The organism is Klebsiella sp. CN_Kp100, assembly GCF_040065315.1.
Taxonomy (GTDB): Bacteria; Pseudomonadota; Gammaproteobacteria; order Enterobacterales; family Enterobacteriaceae; genus Klebsiella; species Klebsiella oxytoca.
In genome coordinates this window covers 92,596-111,566 of the sequence record NZ_JBEAIJ010000005.1, presented here as the reverse complement: position 1 = coordinate 111,566, position 18,971 = coordinate 92,596, and the positions used below count along the sequence as shown (strand labels likewise).

Genomic DNA, 18,971 nt, shown 5'->3' with positions numbered 1-18,971 from the left:
ACTGAGCCGCTTCTTCATTTTGCCTGAAAGAAAAACTTACTTTTTCTTCGCTTTCGCGTTCGGCAGGTCGGTGATGCTACCTTCAAAGACTTCCGCAGCCAGGCCAACGGACTCGTGCAGAGTCGGGTGAGCATGGATAGTCAGCGCGATGTCTTCAGCGTCACAGCCCATTTCAATCGCCAGACCGATTTCACCCAGCAGCTCGCCGCCGTTGGTGCCGACAATCGCCCCGCCGATAACGCGATGAGATTCTTTGTCGAAAATCAGTTTAGTCATACCGTCAGCGCAGTCAGAAGCGATAGCGCGGCCAGAAGCCGCCCACGGGAAGGTGGCGGTTTCATAGCTGATACCTTTCTCTTTCGCTTCTTTCTCTGTCAGACCAACCCATGCAACTTCTGGTTCGGTATAAGCGATAGACGGGATAACTTTCGGGTCGAAGTAGTGCTTCATACCGGCGATAACTTCTGCGGCAACGTGGCCTTCGTGAACGCCTTTGTGCGCCAGCATCGGCTGACCAACGATATCGCCGATCGCGAAGATGTGCGGCACGTTAGTGCGCAGCTGTTTGTCGACGCGGATAAAGCCACGCTCGTCAACTTCAACGCCTGCTTTACCGGCATCGAGGTTTTTACCGTTCGGCACGCGGCCGATAGCGACCAGAACGGCATCGTAGCGCTGCGCTTCAGCCGGGGCTTTTTTGCCTTCCATGGAAACGTAGATACCGTCTTCTTTCGCTTCAACGGCGGTCACTTTAGTTTCCAGCATCAGGTTGAATTTCTTGCTGATGCGCTTGGTGAAGACTTTCACCACGTCTTTATCGGCAGCCGGGATAACCTGGTCGAACATTTCAACCACGTCAATCTCTGAACCCAGCGCGTGATATACGGTGCCCATTTCCAGACCGATGATACCGCCGCCCATAACCAGCAGACGTTTTGGTACGGTTTTCAGCTCCAGCGCATCGGTGGAGTCCCATACGCGCGGATCTTCATGCGGAATGAACGGCAGTTCAATCGGACGGGAACCCGCCGCGATGATAGCGTTGTCGAAGTTGATCACGGTTTTGCCGTTTTCGCCTTCCACTTCCAGGGTGTTAGCGCCGGTAAATTTACCCAGACCGTTAACCACCTTCACTTTACGACCTTTGGCCATGCCAGCCAGACCACCGGTCAGCTGAGTGATGACTTTTTCTTTCCAGGTGCGAATCTTGTCAATGTCGGTTTTCGGCTCACCGAAAACGATGCCGTGTTCGGCCAGCGCTTTCGCTTCTTCGATAACTTTTGCAACGTGCAGCAGTGCTTTAGAAGGGATACAGCCGACGTTCAGGCAAACACCGCCGAGGGTGCTGTAACGTTCTACGATGACGGTTTCCAGACCTAAATCAGCGCAACGGAAGGCAGCAGAATAACCTGCGGGACCTGCCCCAAGTACCACGACCTGAGTTTTGATTTCAGTACTCATCATGACCTCTGTAATTTGTATCCGGCGGGTCTGACGCTATAGTTTTTACGCCCATGTCCACCGGGACGTTCTATCCGCAAGCATTTTACAAAATTGTTAACAATTTTGAAACAACAAACGGCAAACGATTTTGTCCTTTATTGCTGGTAACTTCAAAACGCAGAAGAGATTACCAGAAAAAAGCCGGCCGTCAGGCCGGCTTTTCGCTTACATCACCAGGCGGCGAATGTCGCTCAGCATATTGTTGATGATGGTGATAAAGCGCGCACCATCAGCACCGTCGATCACGCGGTGGTCGAAGGACAGAGAGATCGGCATCATCAGACGCGGAACAAACTCTTTACCATTCCACACCGGCTCCATCGCGGACTTGGACACGCCGAGGATAGCCACTTCCGGCGCGTTAACGATCGGCGCGAAGTGGGTGGTACCCAGGCCGCCGATGCTGGAGATAGTGAAGCAACCGCCCTGCATTTCGCCAGCGGTCAGCTTACCATCACGCGCTTTCTTAGAAATCACGGTCAGTTCACGAGACAGCTCGGTTACGCTCTTCTTGTTCACATCTTTAAAGACCGGAACCACCAGACCATTCGGGGTATCAACCGCCACACCGATGTTGATATATTTCTTCAGCGTCAGACGCTGGCCATCTTCAGAGAGCGAGCTGTTGAAGCGCGGCATTTGCTCAAGCGCAGCGGCAACGGCTTTCATGATGAAGACAACCGGAGTGAATTTCACGTCCAGTTTACGCTTCTCAGCTTCGGCGTTCTGCTGTTTACGGAACGCTTCCAGATCGGTGATATCGGTTTTGTCGAAGTGAGTAACGTGCGGGATCATCACCCAGTTACGGCTCAGGTTAGCACCAGAGATTTTCTGAATGCGGCCCAGTTCAACTTCTTCCACTTCACCAAACTTGCTGAAGTCCACTTTCGGCCACGGCAGCATGCCCGGGATACCGCCACCGGTTGCCGCAGGCGCAGCTTCAGCGCGTTTAACCGCTTCTTTCACGTAAGCCTGAACGTCTTCGCGCAGGATACGGCCTTTGCGACCCGTACCTTTCACTTTCGCCAGGTTGACGCCGAACTCGCGCGCCAGGCGACGAATCAGCGGCGTTGCATGAACGTACGCGTCGTTTTCAGCGAACTCAGATTTGCCTTCCGCTTTAGCAGCAGGAGCTGCAGCAGGTTTCGCCGCCTGAGCCGGAGCTGCCGCAGGTGCAGCGGCTTCTTGCTTAGCCGGAGCCGCTGCAGGCGCTGCGCCTTCCACTTCGAAGACCATAATCAGGGAGCCGGTTGAGACTTTGTCGCCGGTGCTGATTTTGATCTCTTTCACGGTGCCCGCAAACGGCGCCGGAACTTCCATAGAGGCTTTATCGCCTTCTACGGTGATCAGCGACTGTTCAGCGGCAATCTTATCGCCCACTTTAACCATCACTTCAGTGACTTCAACTTCATCACCGCCGATATCCGGAACGTGAACTTCTTTAGAACCCGAAGCTGCCGGTGCAGCAGCAGCCGGAGCGGCTTCCGCTTTTGCCGGAGCTGCGGCAGGCGCTGCGCCCGCTACTTCGAAGATCATGATCAGAGAGCCGGTTGAGACTTTATCGCCGGTGTTAATCTTGATCTCTTTCACGGTACCCGCGAACGGCGCCGGAACTTCCATAGAGGCTTTATCGCCTTCTACGGTGATCAGCGACTGTTCAGCGGCGATGGTGTCGCCCACTTTAACCATGATTTCAGTGACTTCAACTTCATCACCGCCGATATCCGGTACGTGAACTTCTTTTGCGCTCGCGGCTGCAGGCGCAGCGGCGGCCGGAGCGGCTTCTTTCTTCTCTTCCTGCGCAGGTGCAGCGGCTGCTGCACCATCGGCGGAATCGAAAATCATGATCAGTTTACCGGTCTCGGTTTTGTCGCCGACGGAGACTTTAATCTCTTTAACAACGCCAGCCTGCGGAGACGGGACTTCCATAGAGGCTTTGTCGCCTTCTACGGTGATCAGCGACTGTTCAGCTTTAACTTTGTCGCCAACTTTGACCAGAATCTCGGTGATTTCAACTTCATCAGCCCCGATGTCCGGTACTTTGATTTCGATAGCCATTATTCTTTTACCTCTTACGCCAGACGCGGGTTAACTTTATCTGCATCGATGTTGAATTTAGTGATGGCTTCCGCAACCACTTTCTTATCGATTTCGCCACGTTTAGCCAGTTCGCCCAGCGCTGCTACCACCACGTAGGAAGCATCAACTTCGAAGTGGTGACGCAGGTTTTCACGGCTGTCAGAGCGACCGAAGCCGTCGGTACCTAGTACGCGGTAATCATCAGCCGGTACGTAAGTACGAACCTGCTCAGCGAACAGTTTCATATAGTCAGTAGACGCAACTGCCGGAGCGTCGTTCATCACCTGAGCAATGTACGGAACGCGCGGAGTTTCCAGCGGGTGCAGCATGTTCCAGCGTTCACAGTCCTGGCCATCGCGCGCCAGTTCGGTGAAGGAGGTAACGCTGTACACGTCAGAGCCTACGCCGTAGTCGTTGGCCAGGATCTGCGCTGCTTCACGCACGTGACGCAGGATAGAACCGGAGCCCAGCAGCTGAACTTTACCTTTGCTACCTGCAACGGTTTCGAGTTTATAGATACCTTTACGGATACCTTCCTCGGCACCTTCCGGCATCGCCGGCATATGGTAGTTTTCGTTCAGCGTGGTGATGTAGTAGTAAACGTTCTCTTGCGCTTCACCGTACATACGTTCCAGACCATCCTGCATGATGACCGCAACTTCGTACGCGTAAGACGGATCGTAAGAGATACAGTTCGGGATAGTCAGAGACTGAATGTGGCTGTGGCCATCTTCGTGCTGCAGACCTTCGCCGTTCAGCGTGGTACGACCGGAAGTCCCGCCGATCAGGAAGCCGCGAGCCTGCTGGTCGCCAGCCTGCCAGCACAGATCGCCGATACGCTGGAACCCGAACATGGAGTAGTAGATGTAGAACGGGATCATCGGCAGGTTGTTGGTGCTGTAAGAAGTCGCAGCAGCCAGCCAGGAGGCGCCGGCACCCAGTTCGTTGATACCTTCCTGCAGAATCTGGCCTTTTTCGTCTTCTTTGTAGTAAGCAACCTGCTCACGGTCCTGCGGAGTGTACTGCTGGCCGTTCGGGCTGTAGATACCAATCTGACGGAACAGACCTTCCATACCAAAGGTACGCGCTTCATCGGCGATGATCGGCACGAGGCGGTCTTTGATGGATTTGTTCTTCAGCATCACGTTCAGGGCACGTACGAACGCGATAGTGGTCGAGATCTCTTTGTTCTGCTCTTCCAGCAGCGGACGGAAATCTTCCAGGGTCGGCAGCTCCAGCTTCTCAGTGAAGTGGGTCTGACGGCTCGGCAGATAGCCGTGCAGTTTCTGACGCTGGGCGTGCAGATAAGTGTGCTCTTCGGAACCTTCCGGGAAGGTTACATACGGCAGTTTTTCGATATCAGCATCGGCAACCGGCACATTGAAACGATCGCGGACGTAGCGTACGCCGTCCATGTTCATTTTCTTAACCTGGTGAGCGATGTTTTTACCTTCGGCGGTGTCACCCATGCCGTAACCTTTGATGGTATGGGCAAGGATTACGGTAGCTTTGCCTTTGGTTTCCTGCGCTTTTTTCAGTGCAGCATAGACTTTCTTCGGATCGTGACCGCCGCGGTTCAGGGCCCAGATTTGCTCGTCAGTCCAGTCGGCAACCAGCGCTGCGGTCTCCGGATATTTACCGAAGAAGTGCTCACGCACGTAAGCGCCGTCTTTGGATTTGAAGGTCTGGTAATCGCCGTCAACGGTTTCTTCCATCAGCTGGATCAGTTTACCGCTGGTATCTTTACGCAGCAGCTCATCCCAGCGACCGCCCCAGATAACCTTGATAACGTTCCAGCCAGCACCGCCAAAGATGCCTTCCAGTTCGTTAATGATCTTGCCATTACCGGTAACCGGACCGTCGAGGCGCTGCAGGTTACAGTTGATTACGAAGACCAGGTTGTCCAGCTTCTCACGGGTTGCGATGGTGATCGCGCCTTTAGATTCCGGCTCGTCCATCTCACCGTCGCCGAGGAAAGCGTAAACGGTCTGTTTAGAGGTGTCTTTCAGGCCGCGGTGTTCCAGATATTTCAGGAATTTAGCCTGATAAATCGCACCGATTGGGCCCAGACCCATAGAGACGGTCGGGAACTGCCAGAATTCAGGCATCAGTTTCGGGTGCGGATAAGAGGACAGACCTTTACCGTGAACTTCCTGACGGAAGTTGTTCATCTGCTCTTCAGTCAGACGACCTTCCAGGAAAGCACGCGCATAGACGCCCGGAGAGATGTGGCCCTGGAAGTAAACCAGGTCGCCGCCGTCCTGCTCGTTGCGTGCGCGGAAGAAGTGGTTAAAGCACACTTCGTAGAAGGTTGCGGAAGACTGGAAAGAAGCCATGTGGCCGCCCAGTTCGAGATCTTTTTTCGATGCGCGCAGAACGGTCATGATGGCGTTCCAGCGGATCGCAGAACGGATACGACGTTCCAGATCCAGATTACCCGGGTATTCCGGCTCATCTTCAACGGCAATAGTGTTCACGTAGCCGCCGGTCGATGCGCCAGCAGCCACTTTCACCCCGCCTTTGCGGGCTTCAGAAAGGAGTTGGTCAATAAGATACTGAGCGCGCTCAACACCTTCTTCACGGATGACCGATTCGATCGCCTGTAGCCAGTCGCGAGTTTCGATCGGATCCACGTCATTTGGTAAACGTTCTGACATGGGGGGTATTCCTTATCTATCTAATCGTTGATTAATCTGGAACCTGTCCCATTGCGCTCTTTGTTCTTCATGCTTCTGGCTGTCTCTTTGTTGGCTTCGCTACCTCACTCCAGTCGCATAGTTCACTATGCTCCCGGGGATTCGCGCGCTTGCCGCCGCGATACACCCAAAATTATTTTGAACAACTAAAAGTGCAATAAGACAGGTTCTGCGTTTAGTTGCCGCGCTCTAAAAATGGCGCTTAAGAACCGGAGTTCTCATCCTTTCGTTGCTGTAAACGACGCAGTGAGCGTTCACGACGGCTCTGCTCACGGCTACGATCCAGCAAAATTTCCTCTATGAACGCCAGGTGACGATGCGAGGCTTCACGCGCCTGCTCCGGCTCCCCGGCGATTATCGCCTCAAAAATTCGAGTGCGATGATTGCTGACCTGCGGGAGCATTTCCCGGCGGGCGTACAACAATTCAAAATTCTGGCGAACGTTCTGAGCCAGCATTGGCTCCATACAGCGTAGTAGATGGAGCAGCACAACATTGTGCGCCGCTTCGGTGACGGCTATTTGATACTGGACGACGGCATCGGATTCAGCATCAAGATCGCCCGACTGCTGAGCCCGCTCGATAGCCTGATGCAGCTCGCGAATGCGTTCACGATCTTCATCATTGCTGCGCAGCGCTGCGTAATATGCGGCAATGCCTTCAAGCGCGTGACGGGTTTCCAGCAGATCAAATTGGGATTCAGGGTGGTCGGACAGTAGCTCTACCAGCGGGTCGCTGAAGCTCTGCCACAGGCGGCTTTGTACAAACGTTCCGCCCCCCTGGCGACGAAGCAACAACCCCTTAGCTTCGAGGCGTTGAATAGCCTCACGTAGCGAGGGTCGGGAAACGTCGAACTGTTTTGCCAGTTCACGTTCAGGCGGGAGCTTTTCACCGGGGCGCAACGTCCCCTCAAGGATTAAAAACTCCAGCTGCTGCTCTATCACATCGGATAGTTTTGGTTGGCGGATCTTGCTGTAGGCCATATTCCCTGTCTCTGCCATTAGCCCGGAGTCAATTGGTCTTACCAATTCATAGTTCGTATCGCTAAAGTAACAAAGTATTCACCTTCTGTCCATACAGGTTTTGATTGAAATCATTAAACCCGGCACGTTTTAACAACCTTACAGAAATAACATTTCATAAATGTAACTTTGCACAAATGTTGTGTTTACTCACAAGGAGGTAGCATTAACTAAATGGAAACGAAAAATTACGCTATCTGAACCGATTCAACGCCTTTTTTAATGAATATAAATTCACTTAACATGAATAACAGAGAAGAAAGGAGTAGATGCGGAGTATGCTGGCATAATTTACAAATGGTTTCTTTTTGCTCGCTTCGTCATCATCCCTTCATAAAGCAGGTGCATTCAGCGGCGCTTATCACTATTCTCCATGTTACGAAAGGCCTTTTCATGAATTACCCTCTCTGCCTTGCGTAAACAAATAAGTACACATACGGAATTTGATAATTACACACATACAATAATATGTGCGCTACATCACTCGGGGCAAAACGGGGCGCAGGCTCAGTGAAACTTCGCTGACTATGCTATCAGGCAGGGATGGACAGCGAAGAAGTCACCTGATGGATGACGCATACAAACATAATAACCATAACCACACACGAGGTTTCATGATGGAAGGTCAACAGCATGGCGATCGGCTAAAGCGCGGCCTTAAAAACCGCCACATTCAGCTTATTGCGCTGGGAGGCGCTATCGGTACCGGTTTGTTTCTGGGTAGTGCATCCGTCATCCAAAATGCAGGTCCCGGAATTATTCTGGGCTACGCAATTGCCGGTTTCATTGCCTTCCTGATCATGCGTCAGCTGGGCGAGATGGTGGTAGAAGAGCCGGTAGCCGGTTCATTTAGTCATTTCGCCTATAAATACTGGGGCGGCTTTGCGGGCTTTGCTTCCGGATGGAACTACTGGGTTCTCTACGTTCTGGTGGCCATGGCCGAGCTGACCGCGGTCGGGAAATACGTTCAGTTCTGGTGGCCGGAAATTCCCACCTGGGTTTCTGCGGCTATTTTCTTTATCGCCATCAATGCTATCAACCTGACTAACGTCAAGGTGTTTGGCGAAATGGAGTTCTGGTTCGCGATCATTAAAGTTGTCGCCGTTGTGGCGATGATCCTGTTCGGCGGCTGGCTGTTATTCAGCGGCAACGGCGGTCCGCAGGCTACCGTACGCAACCTGTGGGAGCAAGGCGGGTTCCTGCCGCACGGCTTCACCGGGCTGGTGATGATGATGGCAATTATTATGTTCTCCTTCGGCGGCCTTGAGCTGGTGGGTATTACCGCCGCAGAAGCAGATAACCCGGAGCAAAGTATCCCGAAAGCGACCAACCAGGTTATCTACCGCATTCTGATTTTCTATGTAGGATCGCTGGCCGTTCTGCTCTCTCTGCTGCCGTGGAGCCGCGTGACCGCCGATACCAGTCCGTTCGTCCTTATCTTCCACGAACTGGGCGATACCTTCGTCGCTAATGCCCTGAATATTGTGGTATTAACCGCAGCGCTTTCCGTTTACAACAGCTGCGTATACTGCAACAGCCGTATGCTGTTCGGTCTGGCCCAGCAGGGGAACGCGCCAAAAGCGCTGATGAGCGTCGATAAACGCGGCGTGCCGGTTAATACGATCCTCGTTTCCGCGCTGGTCACCGCGCTGTGCGTACTGATTAACTACTTCGCGCCGGAATCCGCGTTTGGTCTGCTGATGGCGCTGGTGGTTTCTGCGCTGGTGATCAACTGGGCGATGATTAGCCTGGCGCACATTAAATTCCGCCGCGCTAAGCAGCAACAGGGCGTGGTCACCCGCTTCCCGGCACTGTTTTATCCGTTAGGCAACTGGATCTGCCTGCTATTTATGGTCGGGGTGCTGGTTATTATGCTGATGACTCCGGGGATGGCGATTTCCGTCTATCTGATCCCGGTGTGGATTGCCGTTCTCGGCGTCGGTTATCTGTTCAAGCAGAAAACCGCCAGCGCCGTTAAAGCATAATCATACATCACCTGAATCTGTGCCCGCCCGCCGCTGGCGGGCACAGCGCATTGTTATCTGCTTCACACTTTCCTCGTCATAACCCATTTATCCATATCGTCGACCCTATCCTGCAACGCAATCATCTCTTACCCGACTAATAATCCTCTCCATACCGCAACGGGGAGATCGTCGCTATGAATGGCAATAAGCTTTCAGTTAAAGAGAAAATAGGCTACGGAATGGGCGATGCCGGATGTAATATTATCTTCGGCGCCATCATGTTGTTTGTTAACTATTTTTATACGGATATTTTTGGTCTCGCACCGGCGCTGGTCGGGGTGCTTCTGCTTTCCGTACGCGTTATTGATGCCGTGACCGACCCGATTATGGGGGCAATGGCAGACCGTACCCGCAGCAAATATGGCCGTTTTCGCCCGTGGCTCCTGTGGATCGCCTTCCCGTACGCGCTGTTCAGCGTCCTGATGTTTACCACACCGGAATGGACGTACAATAGCAAGGTTATCTATGCTTTCGTCACCTACTTCCTGCTCTCTCTGACCTACACCGCGATCAACATCCCCTACTGCTCATTGGGTAGCGTGATTACGAACGACCCGCAGGAACGCGTGGCCTGCCAGTCATATCGTTTCGTATTGGTCGGCATCGCTACCCTGTTGCTCTCCCTGACGCTGCTGCCGATGGCGGACTGGTTCGGCGGCGAGGATAAAGCCAAAGGCTATCAGATGGCGATGACCGTGCTGGCGATTATCGGTATGTGCATGTTCCTGTTCTGCTTCGCCACCGTCCGTGAACGCGTAAAACCCGCAGTCCAGACCAACGACGAGCTGAAAAAAGATCTAAAAGACGTCTGGAAAAACGACCAGTGGGTTCGCATCCTGCTGTTAACGCTGTGCAACGTCTGTCCGGGCTTTATCCGTATGGCTGCGACCATGTACTACGTCACCTGGGTTATGCAGCAAAGCACCCACTTCGCCACGCTGTTTATCAGCCTCGGGGTTGTCGGAATGATGATCGGCAGTATGCTGGCTAAAGTCCTGACCGACCGCTGGTGCAAACTGCAGGTGTTTTTCTGGACCAATATCGTCCTGGCGATTTTCTCCTGCGCGTTCTATTTCTTCGACCCGCACGCCACCATGATGATTATGGTGCTCTACTTCCTGCTGAACATTCTGCACCAGATCCCGTCGCCGCTGCACTGGTCGCTGATGGCCGACGTTGATGACTACGGCGAATGGAAGACCGGTAAGCGCATCACCGGCATCAGCTTCTCCGGCAATCTGTTCTTCCTGAAAGTCGGCCTGGCCATCGCCGGCGCGATGGTTGGCTTCCTGCTATCCTGGTACGGTTACGATGCCGGCGCGAAGCAGCAAAGCGCTTCCGCGATTAACGGTATCGTATTGCTGTTCAGCGTTATCCCCGGCGTCGGCTATCTGATTACCGCCGGCGTGGTGCGTATGCTGAAGGTAAACCGCGAATTTATGCGGCAAATTCAGTCCGACCTCGAAAAACGTCGGATTAACTACAGCGAGCTCAACGACTATCAGGAACTGAAAACCGGCGAACATGTAAGGAAAGCATAATGAAAAACTGGCCGAACCCATTTATTGAACAACGCGCGGACCCCTATATTCTGCGCCATCAGGATAGCTACTACTTTATCGCCTCGGTACCGGAGTATGACCGTCTGGAAATCCGTCGCTCAGCCACCCTTGAAGGCTTGCGCGACGCGCAGCCGGTGATCGTCTGGCGTAAGCCGGACAACGGCCCAATGAGCCAGCTCATATGGGCCCCGGAGCTGCATAAAATTAACGGCAAATGGTATATCTACTTTGCCGCCAGCCACACGCACGATCTGGATGCGCTGGGTATGTTCCAGCACCGAATGTTCGCCCTGGAATGCGCGGACAGCGACCCATTAACCGATAAATGGCAGGAAAAAGGGCAGATTAAAACGCCGCTTGATACCTTTGCGCTGGATGCCACGACTTTCCGCCATCAGGGTAAGCAGTGGTATCTGTGGGCGCAAAAAGATCCTGAAATTAAAGGCAATACCAACCTCTATCTGGCTGAACTGGAAAATCCGTGGACGCTAAAAGGTCAGCCGGTCATGCTGAGTCAACCCGAGTTTGACTGGGAGTGCCGAGGTTTTCTGGTGAACGAAGGCCCGGCGGTACTGTTACATGGCGACAAGCTGTTCGTCAGCTATTCCGCCAGCGCCACCGACGAAAACTACTGCATGGGCCTACTGTGGATAGACGTCAGCGCCGACCCTCTCCGCCCGGAAAACTGGCATAAAGCGCCGCAGCCGGTATTTCGTACCAGCTATGAGAATCGTCAGTATGGGCCAGGCCACAATAGCTTTACGCAAACGCCGGAGGGAGAAGATGTGCTGGTGTACCATGCGCGCAACTACACCGAAATCGAAGGCGACCCGCTGTATGATCCGAATCGCCATACGCGCCTGAAGCTGATTCGCTGGCAAGAAAACGGGATGCCTGATTTTGGCATCCCGGCAGCAGACACGAATTAAAAGCGGAACCTGCCCGCCAGCGGGCAGGTGCTTAAATCAGCGTACCGTAAATCGTCAGCAGCGCCATAATCACGACCACCACCAGCGATGTTTTTTTCGCCATTGAGACCGCCGCCTTCGGCGTTGCCACTTTATCCACATGCGGCTCGCGCGCCAGCGAATACTGCGCCAGGCGCGTCAGCACCTGATACTGCGAAGAGTGGCGGTCGCCCAGCGAAGCAAACCACGCAGGCAAAGCCTTTTCCCCGTGTCCAATCAGCGCGTAGACCACGCCGACCAGACGTACCGGAACCCAGTCGACTACGTGCAAAATGCCGTCAATCCCCGACTGTAAGCGATGACGCGGCGTCTGATAACGCGCCAGCCAGGTCTGCCAGGCCCGCAGCGTACAATAGGCCACCAGAGTTAGCGGCCCCCACGGTCCGCCGACAACGAACCAGAACAGCGGAGCGAGATAGTAGCGGTAGTTAATCCACAGCAGCGCGTTTTGCAGCTCGCTCAGATATTCACGCTGGTCGCAGCCGGGCGGCACGCCGTGGATCAGGGTGAGCTCGCTGGCCATCGCATCGCAGGCGCGGCTATCGTCGCGCGCCGCGGCTTTCAGATAGGCGTGATAGTGCAAACGCACTTTACCTGCGCCAATACACAGCAAACCAAGCAGGATCCAGAACACCAGCAAAGGAACGTTAAACAGCTGCCCTTGCAGCAGGCGCTGAATAACATACACGACCGCCGCCGCCGCTGCCGTCATCAGTACGGTGGTCAGCAGGGAATAATGCTTAACCCGGCGAAACAGCACTTCCAGTCGGTGATCGAGCTGCCAGTGCTCGCCAAGCTTAAACAAACGCTCGGCTATAAGTACTAACAGCGTAGTGAACAACGTCATGGCATCTCCTTATTCTGACGACGGGGTTAACAGACTGCGAAATTTAGCCCAGTCAAAGGCCGGACCGGGATCCGTTTTACGCACGGGCGCAATATCGCAATGGCCGGTGATATGGTCAGCTATCGCCGGATAAAGCAAGATAAGCTGACGGGTAACCGCAACCAGTTGCTGATACTGCGCGTCGGTATAGGCCAGCGTATCGGTCCCTTCCAGCTCAATACCGATGGAAAAATCGTTGCAACGTTCTCGGCCGCGGTAGCTGGAAACGCCCGCGTGCCAGGCACGCTTATCAAAAGGGACATACTGCACGATTTCACCATCGCGGCGAATCAGACAGTGTGCCGAAACGCGAAGTTGAGCTATTTCAGCAAAAAAAGGGTGCGCATTCGGATCGAGCGTCCCGCTGAACAGGGCATCAATCCATGGCCCGCCAAACTCACCTGGCGGCAGGCTAATATTATGCACCACCAGCAACGAAGGGGTTTCATTATCCGGGCGGCTATCGTAGTGCGGCGAAGGAACCCGACGCGCTTCTACCAGCCATCCCCCGTTCAATTGCATGTTGATCTCCTTATTACTAGCTTATGCATTCGCGGCACCGTGGCCATCGCATCCCCGGCATCATTTGCGCTCTTCTTCAGTTGGCTAACGCCAAAAACTCAACGCTGAAAACCACCGGCGAAATGAAGCGGATGTGGTACGGAAACGTTGTTCAGGTTAGCATGTTTCCCACTTCTGAATCTTATCTATCTGGAGCTTTCTCATGACGCCTCGTCGCTACAATCCCGACCGCCGCCGTGACGCGCTGCTGGAGCGTATTAATCTTGATATTACCGATGCCGTGGCCCAATCCCTGCGGGAAGATTTAGGCGGCGAAGTGGATGCCAATAATGACATTAGCGCCCAATTATTGCCGCAGGACGCACGCTCGCACGCGGTAGTGATCACCCGTGAAGACGGCGTATTTTGTGGCAAACGCTGGGTGGAAGAGGTCTTTATTCAGCTTGCGGGCGATGATGTTAACTTCACCTGGCATGTTGCCGATGGCGATGCGGTAAAAGCCAATCAGCCGCTGTTCGAGCTGGAAGGCCCTTCGCGTATTTTGCTTACCGGCGAACGTACCGCGCTTAATTTCGTGCAGACACTCTCCGGTGTGGCAAGCGAAGTTCGTCGCTATGTCGACCTGCTGGCCGGTACTAAAACTCAGCTGCTCGATACGCGCAAAACGCTGCCTGGACTGCGCACGGCGCTAAAATATGCCGTTCTTTGCGGCGGCGGCGCCAACCATCGTCTGGGTCTCTCCGATGCCTTTCTGATTAAAGAGAACCATATTATCGCTTCCGGCTCGGTACGGCAGGCGGTAGAAAAAGCGTTCTGGCTGCACCCGGATGTTCCGGTAGAAGTCGAAGTTGAAAACCTTGAAGAGCTGGATGAAGCGCTGAAAGCCGGTGCCGACATTATTATGCTCGATAACTTCACTACCGATATGATGCGCGAGGCGGTCAAACTCACCAATGGCCAGGCAGCGCTGGAAGTCTCCGGCAACGTCACATTCGACACCATTCGTGAATTCGCTGAAACCGGCGTCGATTACATTTCCGTAGGCGCATTGACCAAGCACGTCCGCGCTCTTGATCTCTCTATGCGTTTCCGCTAATTCCCTCGCCCCGGTTTGCACTTCATGCCGGGGCGCACTTTTGCGAACCGACTCGCACGCCAGTAATCTCTCGCTGCAACCCGCAAAAAAAGCCTGGAAGCCTGCTTCCTTAGGCGCGATCCGCTGCTCGTATCGCAGAATAAACCCCGGCAAAGTGCTCCCGAAGATAACAAGGAGCAACTTATGGACAAACAACGTGGTTTTACTTTAATCGAACTGATGGTGGTCATCGGAATCATCGCGATACTCAGCGCAATCGGCATTCCGGCTTATCAGAACTACCTACGAAAAGCAGCGCTTACCGATATGCTGCAAACCTTCGTCCCTTTCCGCACCGCCATTGAGCTTTGCGCGCTTGAGCACGGCGGCATAACCACCTGCGATGGCGGCAGCAACAGTATCCCTTCGCCCGCGACTACTCGCTATGTCTCGGCCATGACCGTGGCAGCAGGCGTTGTCACGCTCACCGGACAGGAAAGTCTCAATGGCTTAAGCGTCACGATGACGCCGAACTGGGATAACGCTAACGGCATTACCGGCTGGCAGCGCGTGTGCAATATTACCGCTGATAGCGCACTCAAGCAGGCCTGTGAAGACGTGTTCCGTTTTAACTGAGGCCGCAGCAATGAAAACTGAACAATTAATACCTCTCTGCCAGCGCTATCACGCCTTGCTGCTTGACAGCAATGAACACACTATCGCTATCGCCGTGGTTGATGCCCCTGCCCCGGAGCTGCTGGAGGCGCTACGTTTTGCGACTCAGAAAAGGATTGATATCGAATGCTGGAGCCAGGATCGGATGGACAAGCGGCTGCAGGCACCGGGAATAGCAACGCTTGCCCCGCCTGTCGAAGCGTCAGCCAGCATCGTTGAACAGGTCAATAATCTTCTGGAACAAGCTCTGCGCCAGCGCGCATCGGATATTCATATCGAGCCAGGCGAACAGCAACTGAGAATTCGCCTGCGGGTAGATGGCGTACTACATTCTCTGACGCCGCTGGCCCCGGAACTTGCCGCACCTATTACCGCCCGGCTTAAGGTGCTCGGCAATCTGGATATTGCCGAACATCGAACGCCGCAGGACGGCCAGTTCACCCTTACGCTCTCAGATCGTCCGATCTCGTTTCGGATCGCTACGCTTCCCTGCCGTGGAGGAGAAAAAATCGTTCTGCGCCTGTTACACCAGGTCGAGCAGACGCTGGACCTCGAAGCGCTGGGGCTCTCTTCACAACAGCTTGCCGCCTTTCGCTCGGCGCTTAACCAACCTCAGGGACTGATACTGGTCACCGGTCCGACGGGAAGCGGAAAAACCGTCACTCTTTATAGCGCGCTGCAGGCGCGAAATCGTGATGAGGTCAACATCTGTAGCGTGGAAGATCCGCTGGAGATCCCCATCGTGGGAATGAATCAAACGCAGATTAACCCACGCGCGGGGCTCACCTTTCACAGCGTGCTGCGCGCCCTGCTACGTCAGGATCCCGATATCGTTATGGTGGGAGAGATACGCGATGCTGAAACCGCGGAAATTGCGATAAAAGCAGCGCAAACCGGGCATCTGGTACTCTCAACGTTGCACACCAATTCAACGTGTGAAACGCTGGTTCGCCTGCAGCAGATGGGCGTTGCGCGCTGGATGGTCTCATCCGCGCTCTCGCTGGTTGTCGCTCAACGCCTGGTACGGAAACTGTGCCCGCACTGCCGCCGTGAAACCGGCAGTTCGACCAACGTCCCGCATAGCCTGTGGCCGCGATCGCTTCCTCAGTGGCAGGCTCCGGGCTGCCAGCACTGCTATCACGGCTACTACGGTCGCCTGGCACTCTTCGAACTGCTGCCGGTTAATACCGCACTGCGGCAGGCGATTACCCAGGGCCTTAGCGCTGAGGAAATCGAAACGCTGGCGCGGGAATCCGGCATGATGACGCTATTTGAAAGCGGCTGTCTGGCTGTAGAGCGTGGGATGACAAGTCTGGAAGAAGTGGTACGCGTTTTAGGGATCCCGCATGGCGACTAAACGACTCTGGCGCTGGCACGGTATCGATGGTCAGGGGATGCCCTGTCAGGGAACGCTCTGGCAGGATAATCGCCCTGAGGCATTGCAAAGCCTGGAGCGAGAGCGAATCATCCCGCTTACGCTGCGCCGCTGTAGTGTGCAAAAGTCCCTCTGGCATCCACGCTACAGCGGTGAGGTTATTCGCCAACTGGCCGCCCTTCTCCAGGCCGGTCTTCCCCTTGCTGAGGGGCTTGGACTGCTGGCGCAGCAGCAGCCTAACGCGCAGTGGCAGGCATTGCTGCAAACCCTGGCTGAAGATCTGGCGCAAGGCATTTCGCTTTCAGGCTCCCTTGAAAAATGGCCCGAAGCTTTTCCTCCGCTCTATCTGGCAATGATCCGCACCGGAGAACTTACCGGTAAACTGGAGCTATGCTGCGCGCAGTTAGCTCATCAGCAGCGAGAACAGCTACTGCTTAGTGAAAAAGTCAAAAAGGCCCTGCGCTATCCTCTGATTATTTTGTCCCTGGCGCTACTGGTGGTGATGGGAATGCTGTGCTTTGTTTTGCCAGAGTTTGCTGCCATTTATCAAACCTTCAATACCCCGCTACCGCTGCTGACCCGCGCGGTCATGGGCATTGGCGAAGGGTTAACTCACTATTGGCCATTGCTCGCTGCGCTGCTCGTTTTACCTGCGATACTCAACCGACTGATTTGCCAGAGGCCCGACTGGCTGCTGTATCGTCAGAAACTTCTCCATAAGCTGCCGGTGTTTGGCAAACTGCTGTGCGGTCAGCGGCTTAGCCAGATATTTACCGTACTCGCATTGACGCAAAGCGCCGGTATCAGCTTTCTGCAGGGCCTGCAAAGCGTGGAAGAAACCCTGAGCTGTCCGCTATGGCGACAAAGGCTGCAGCAGGTTTCCCGGCAAATCACTCACGGCGCGCCCATCTGGCAGGCGCTCACTGACAGCGGAGGATTCACGCCGCTCTGTTTGCAACTGATACGTACCGGTGAAGCTTCGGGTTCGCTGGATACCATGCTGGAAAATCTGGCTCGCCATCACAGTGAGCAGACGCAACAGCAGGCGGATAACCTGGCCACCTTACTGGAACCGATGATGCTGGTCGTTACCGGAACGATTGTCGGCGTGCTGGTAGTCGCGATGTATTTACCCATTTTTCATCTGGGCGACGCCATTAGCGGGATGGGGGGATAGCGCTGGCGCAGTCGCGCCAGCGAGTTGCGTTACAGGCTGTTGAACACGCGGTTCTCTTGTTCCTGTACGCGAATAAAAGTCGTGCGTTTAGTCAATTCTTTCAGGCGTGAAGCACCAACGTAGGTACATGCGGAACGCAGGCCGCCAAGGATATCGCGCGCGGTATTTTCAACCGGGCCGCGCAGAGGCAGCTTAACGGTTTTGCCTTCAGCCGCACGATACTGCGCTACGCCGCCAACGTGACGGGTCATCGCCGACTCGGAGCTCATACCGTAGAACAGCATAAATTTTTCGCCGTTCTCTTCAACTACGGTACCGCCGCTTTCTTCGTGACCGGCCAGCATACCGCCAAGCATCACGAAATCCGCGCCGCCGCCGAATGCTTTAGCCACATCGCCCGGCATAGTACAACCGCCGTCGCTGATAATCTGTCCGCCCAGGCCGTGCGCCGCGTCGGCGCATTCAATTACGGCGGAAAGCTGCGGGTATCCGACGCCAGTTTTTACGCGAGTCGTACATACGGACCCCGGACCAATGCCAACCTTCACAATATCGGCGCCAGAAAGAACCAGCTCTTCACACATTTCACCGGTCACAACGTTACCCGCAATAATAGTTTTCTGCGGCCAGGCTTCGCGAGCTTTGGCCACAAACTGCACGAAGTGCTCGGAGTAACCATTCGCCACATCAATGCACACAAAGCTAAGCTGCGGGTTCTGCAGCAGTATCTGCTTCGTTTTTTCGAAATCCGCATCGGAAGTGCCGGTTGAGACCATGACATGCTGCAGGACATCCGCAGAAACGCCCTGAACAAACGCCTGCCACTGTTCAACGCTGTAATGCTTATGAACTGCAGTCAGAACGCCAAAAGAAGCCAGCGCTTTGGCCATAGCAAACGTGCCCACCGTATCCATGTTGGCGGCAATGATCGGCACACCAGACCAGGTCTGGCCAGAATGTTTGAAAGTGAATTCACGTTCCAGCTGTACATCAGAACGGCTTTTGAGGGTAGAGCGTTTCGGGCGGATAAGAACGTCTTTAAAACCAAGCTTCAGATCTTCTTCAATACGCATGTGCGAATTCCTGGGGTTAATTGCATTATTGTGAGAGCACAACTCCAGTGACGTTATCATACGCACGAATCATGGCCGCGCAAGACTGCGATTTTCACTTTTTTTACGCTACAATCGTATAAATTTACCTGGTGAATAGACAAAAGCGAACCCGCGATATTTAATCGCCAGCGTATCATTTTCAACCACTTGATTTACATGTGTAAAAAGAATCAGAATGCGTGGTGACAGCAGATTATCGGTTCGATATTACGTCGATAAAACAGCTGCGGCGTCGCTGTCATGTCGTAAATAACGGCGCTGTTTATTGAAAATATGCATGTAGTCAGTTT

At 54.1% G+C, this 18,971-nt stretch carries 14 protein-coding genes; 7 read left to right on the top strand and 7 right to left on the bottom strand.

All coding sequences use genetic code 11. From position 1 onward, the window contains the following. Positions 1-36: 36 nt before the first annotated feature. The 4 genes from lpdA to pdhR all read right to left on the bottom strand — a co-directional run bounded on the left by lpdA (position 37) and on the right by pdhR (position 7,260). On the bottom strand, positions 37-1,461 hold the full coding sequence (lpdA, locus tag ABLV12_RS05515; RefSeq protein WP_004098637.1) for a dihydrolipoyl dehydrogenase: 1,425 nt from the start codon (positions 1,459-1,461) through the stop codon (positions 37-39). Positions 1,462-1,668: 207 nt separating this feature from the next. Further along, positions 1,669-3,561, bottom strand: a complete 1,893-nt coding sequence (gene aceF / locus ABLV12_RS05510; RefSeq protein ID WP_348866887.1) for a pyruvate dehydrogenase complex dihydrolipoyllysine-residue acetyltransferase — start codon at positions 3,559-3,561, stop codon at positions 1,669-1,671. Positions 3,562-3,575: 14 nt separating this feature from the next. Next, positions 3,576-6,239, bottom strand: coding sequence for a pyruvate dehydrogenase (acetyl-transferring), homodimeric type (gene aceE, locus ABLV12_RS05505; RefSeq protein WP_004108078.1), 2,664 nt, complete (start codon positions 6,237-6,239; stop codon positions 3,576-3,578). Positions 6,240-6,480: 241 nt separating this feature from the next. Beyond that, positions 6,481-7,260, bottom strand: a complete 780-nt coding sequence (pdhR, locus tag ABLV12_RS05500; protein ID WP_004098632.1) for a pyruvate dehydrogenase complex transcriptional repressor PdhR — start codon at positions 7,258-7,260, stop codon at positions 6,481-6,483. Positions 7,261-7,913: 653 nt separating this feature from the next. Between pdhR and aroP the strand changes: the two genes are divergently transcribed. From aroP to ABLV12_RS05485, 3 genes are all read left to right on the top strand, one after another. Beyond that, complete coding sequence (gene aroP, locus ABLV12_RS05495) at positions 7,914-9,284, top strand: aromatic amino acid transporter AroP (RefSeq protein WP_160886621.1); 1,371 nt, start codon at positions 7,914-7,916, stop codon at positions 9,282-9,284. A 176-nt stretch (positions 9,285-9,460) separates the two neighbouring features. Further along, positions 9,461-10,867 (top strand): MFS transporter, encoded by a 1,407-nt coding sequence (locus tag ABLV12_RS05490; RefSeq protein ID WP_004108084.1) that lies wholly within the window; start codon positions 9,461-9,463, stop codon positions 10,865-10,867. After that, positions 10,867-11,817 (top strand): family 43 glycosylhydrolase, encoded by a 951-nt coding sequence (locus ABLV12_RS05485; RefSeq protein WP_064398292.1) that lies wholly within the window; start codon positions 10,867-10,869, stop codon positions 11,815-11,817. Before ABLV12_RS05490 ends, ABLV12_RS05485 begins: the two co-directional genes overlap by 1 nt. Positions 11,818-11,848: 31 nt before the next feature. Here ABLV12_RS05485 and ampE read toward each other — a convergent pair whose 3' ends face one another. After that, a complete protein-coding gene (ampE, locus tag ABLV12_RS05480) occupies positions 11,849-12,703 on the bottom strand; it encodes a beta-lactamase regulator AmpE (protein ID WP_004108089.1) in 855 nt (284 codons plus the stop codon). A 9-nt stretch (positions 12,704-12,712) separates the two neighbouring features. Beyond that, positions 12,713-13,264: a 1,6-anhydro-N-acetylmuramyl-L-alanine amidase AmpD gene (ampD, locus tag ABLV12_RS05475; protein ID WP_064398294.1), complete on the bottom strand. Its 552-nt coding sequence runs from the start codon at positions 13,262-13,264 to the stop codon at positions 12,713-12,715. Between the two features lie 202 nt (positions 13,265-13,466). On the opposite strand from ampD, the gene nadC reads away from it, so the two are divergent. From nadC to hofC, 4 genes are all read left to right on the top strand, one after another. Continuing rightward, the gene (gene nadC, locus ABLV12_RS05470; protein ID WP_004108093.1) at positions 13,467-14,360 is read left to right on the top strand and encodes a carboxylating nicotinate-nucleotide diphosphorylase; all 894 of its coding nucleotides are present in this window, start codon (positions 13,467-13,469) and stop codon (positions 14,358-14,360) included. A gap of 183 nt (positions 14,361-14,543) precedes the next feature. Then, positions 14,544-14,975: a prepilin peptidase-dependent pilin gene (gene ppdD, locus ABLV12_RS05465; protein WP_160886627.1), complete on the top strand. Its 432-nt coding sequence runs from the start codon at positions 14,544-14,546 to the stop codon at positions 14,973-14,975. A gap of 10 nt (positions 14,976-14,985) precedes the next feature. Continuing rightward, positions 14,986-16,371 (top strand): type II secretion system protein GspE, encoded by a 1,386-nt coding sequence (gene gspE, locus ABLV12_RS05460; protein WP_023320328.1) that lies wholly within the window; start codon positions 14,986-14,988, stop codon positions 16,369-16,371. Then, complete coding sequence (gene hofC / locus ABLV12_RS05455; protein ID WP_049095954.1) at positions 16,361-17,566, top strand: protein transport protein HofC; 1,206 nt, start codon at positions 16,361-16,363, stop codon at positions 17,564-17,566. Before gspE ends, hofC begins: the two co-directional genes overlap by 11 nt. 29 nt (positions 17,567-17,595) lie before the next feature. Here the strand turns inward: hofC and ABLV12_RS05450 are convergent, their stop codons facing one another. Next, the gene (locus tag ABLV12_RS05450) at positions 17,596-18,639 is read right to left on the bottom strand and encodes a GMP reductase (protein WP_004108101.1); all 1,044 of its coding nucleotides are present in this window, start codon (positions 18,637-18,639) and stop codon (positions 17,596-17,598) included. Positions 18,640-18,971: the final 332 nt, after the last annotated feature.

Coding starts and splice junctions, on each gene's coding strand:
- lpdA (WP_004098637.1), bottom strand. CDS start 1,461: ATGAGTACTGAAATCAAAACTCAGGTCGTGGTACTTGGGGCAGGTCCC.
- aceF (WP_348866887.1), bottom strand. CDS start 3,561: ATGGCTATCGAAATCAAAGTACCGGACATCGGGGCTGATGAAGTTGAA.
- aceE (WP_004108078.1), bottom strand. CDS start 6,239: ATGTCAGAACGTTTACCAAATGACGTGGATCCGATCGAAACTCGCGAC.
- pdhR (WP_004098632.1), bottom strand. CDS start 7,260: ATGGCCTACAGCAAGATCCGCCAACCAAAACTATCCGATGTGATAGAG.
- aroP (WP_160886621.1), top strand. CDS start 7,914: ATGATGGAAGGTCAACAGCATGGCGATCGGCTAAAGCGCGGCCTTAAA.
- ABLV12_RS05490 (WP_004108084.1), top strand. CDS start 9,461: ATGAATGGCAATAAGCTTTCAGTTAAAGAGAAAATAGGCTACGGAATG.
- ABLV12_RS05485 (WP_064398292.1), top strand. CDS start 10,867: ATGAAAAACTGGCCGAACCCATTTATTGAACAACGCGCGGACCCCTAT.
- ampE (WP_004108089.1), bottom strand. CDS start 12,703: ATGACGTTGTTCACTACGCTGTTAGTACTTATAGCCGAGCGTTTGTTT.
- ampD (WP_064398294.1), bottom strand. CDS start 13,264: ATGCAATTGAACGGGGGATGGCTGGTAGAAGCGCGTCGGGTTCCTTCG.
- nadC (WP_004108093.1), top strand. CDS start 13,467: ATGACGCCTCGTCGCTACAATCCCGACCGCCGCCGTGACGCGCTGCTG.
- ppdD (WP_160886627.1), top strand. CDS start 14,544: ATGGACAAACAACGTGGTTTTACTTTAATCGAACTGATGGTGGTCATC.
- gspE (WP_023320328.1), top strand. CDS start 14,986: ATGAAAACTGAACAATTAATACCTCTCTGCCAGCGCTATCACGCCTTG.
- hofC (WP_049095954.1), top strand. CDS start 16,361: ATGGCGACTAAACGACTCTGGCGCTGGCACGGTATCGATGGTCAGGGG.
- ABLV12_RS05450 (WP_004108101.1), bottom strand. CDS start 18,639: ATGCGTATTGAAGAAGATCTGAAGCTTGGTTTTAAAGACGTTCTTATC.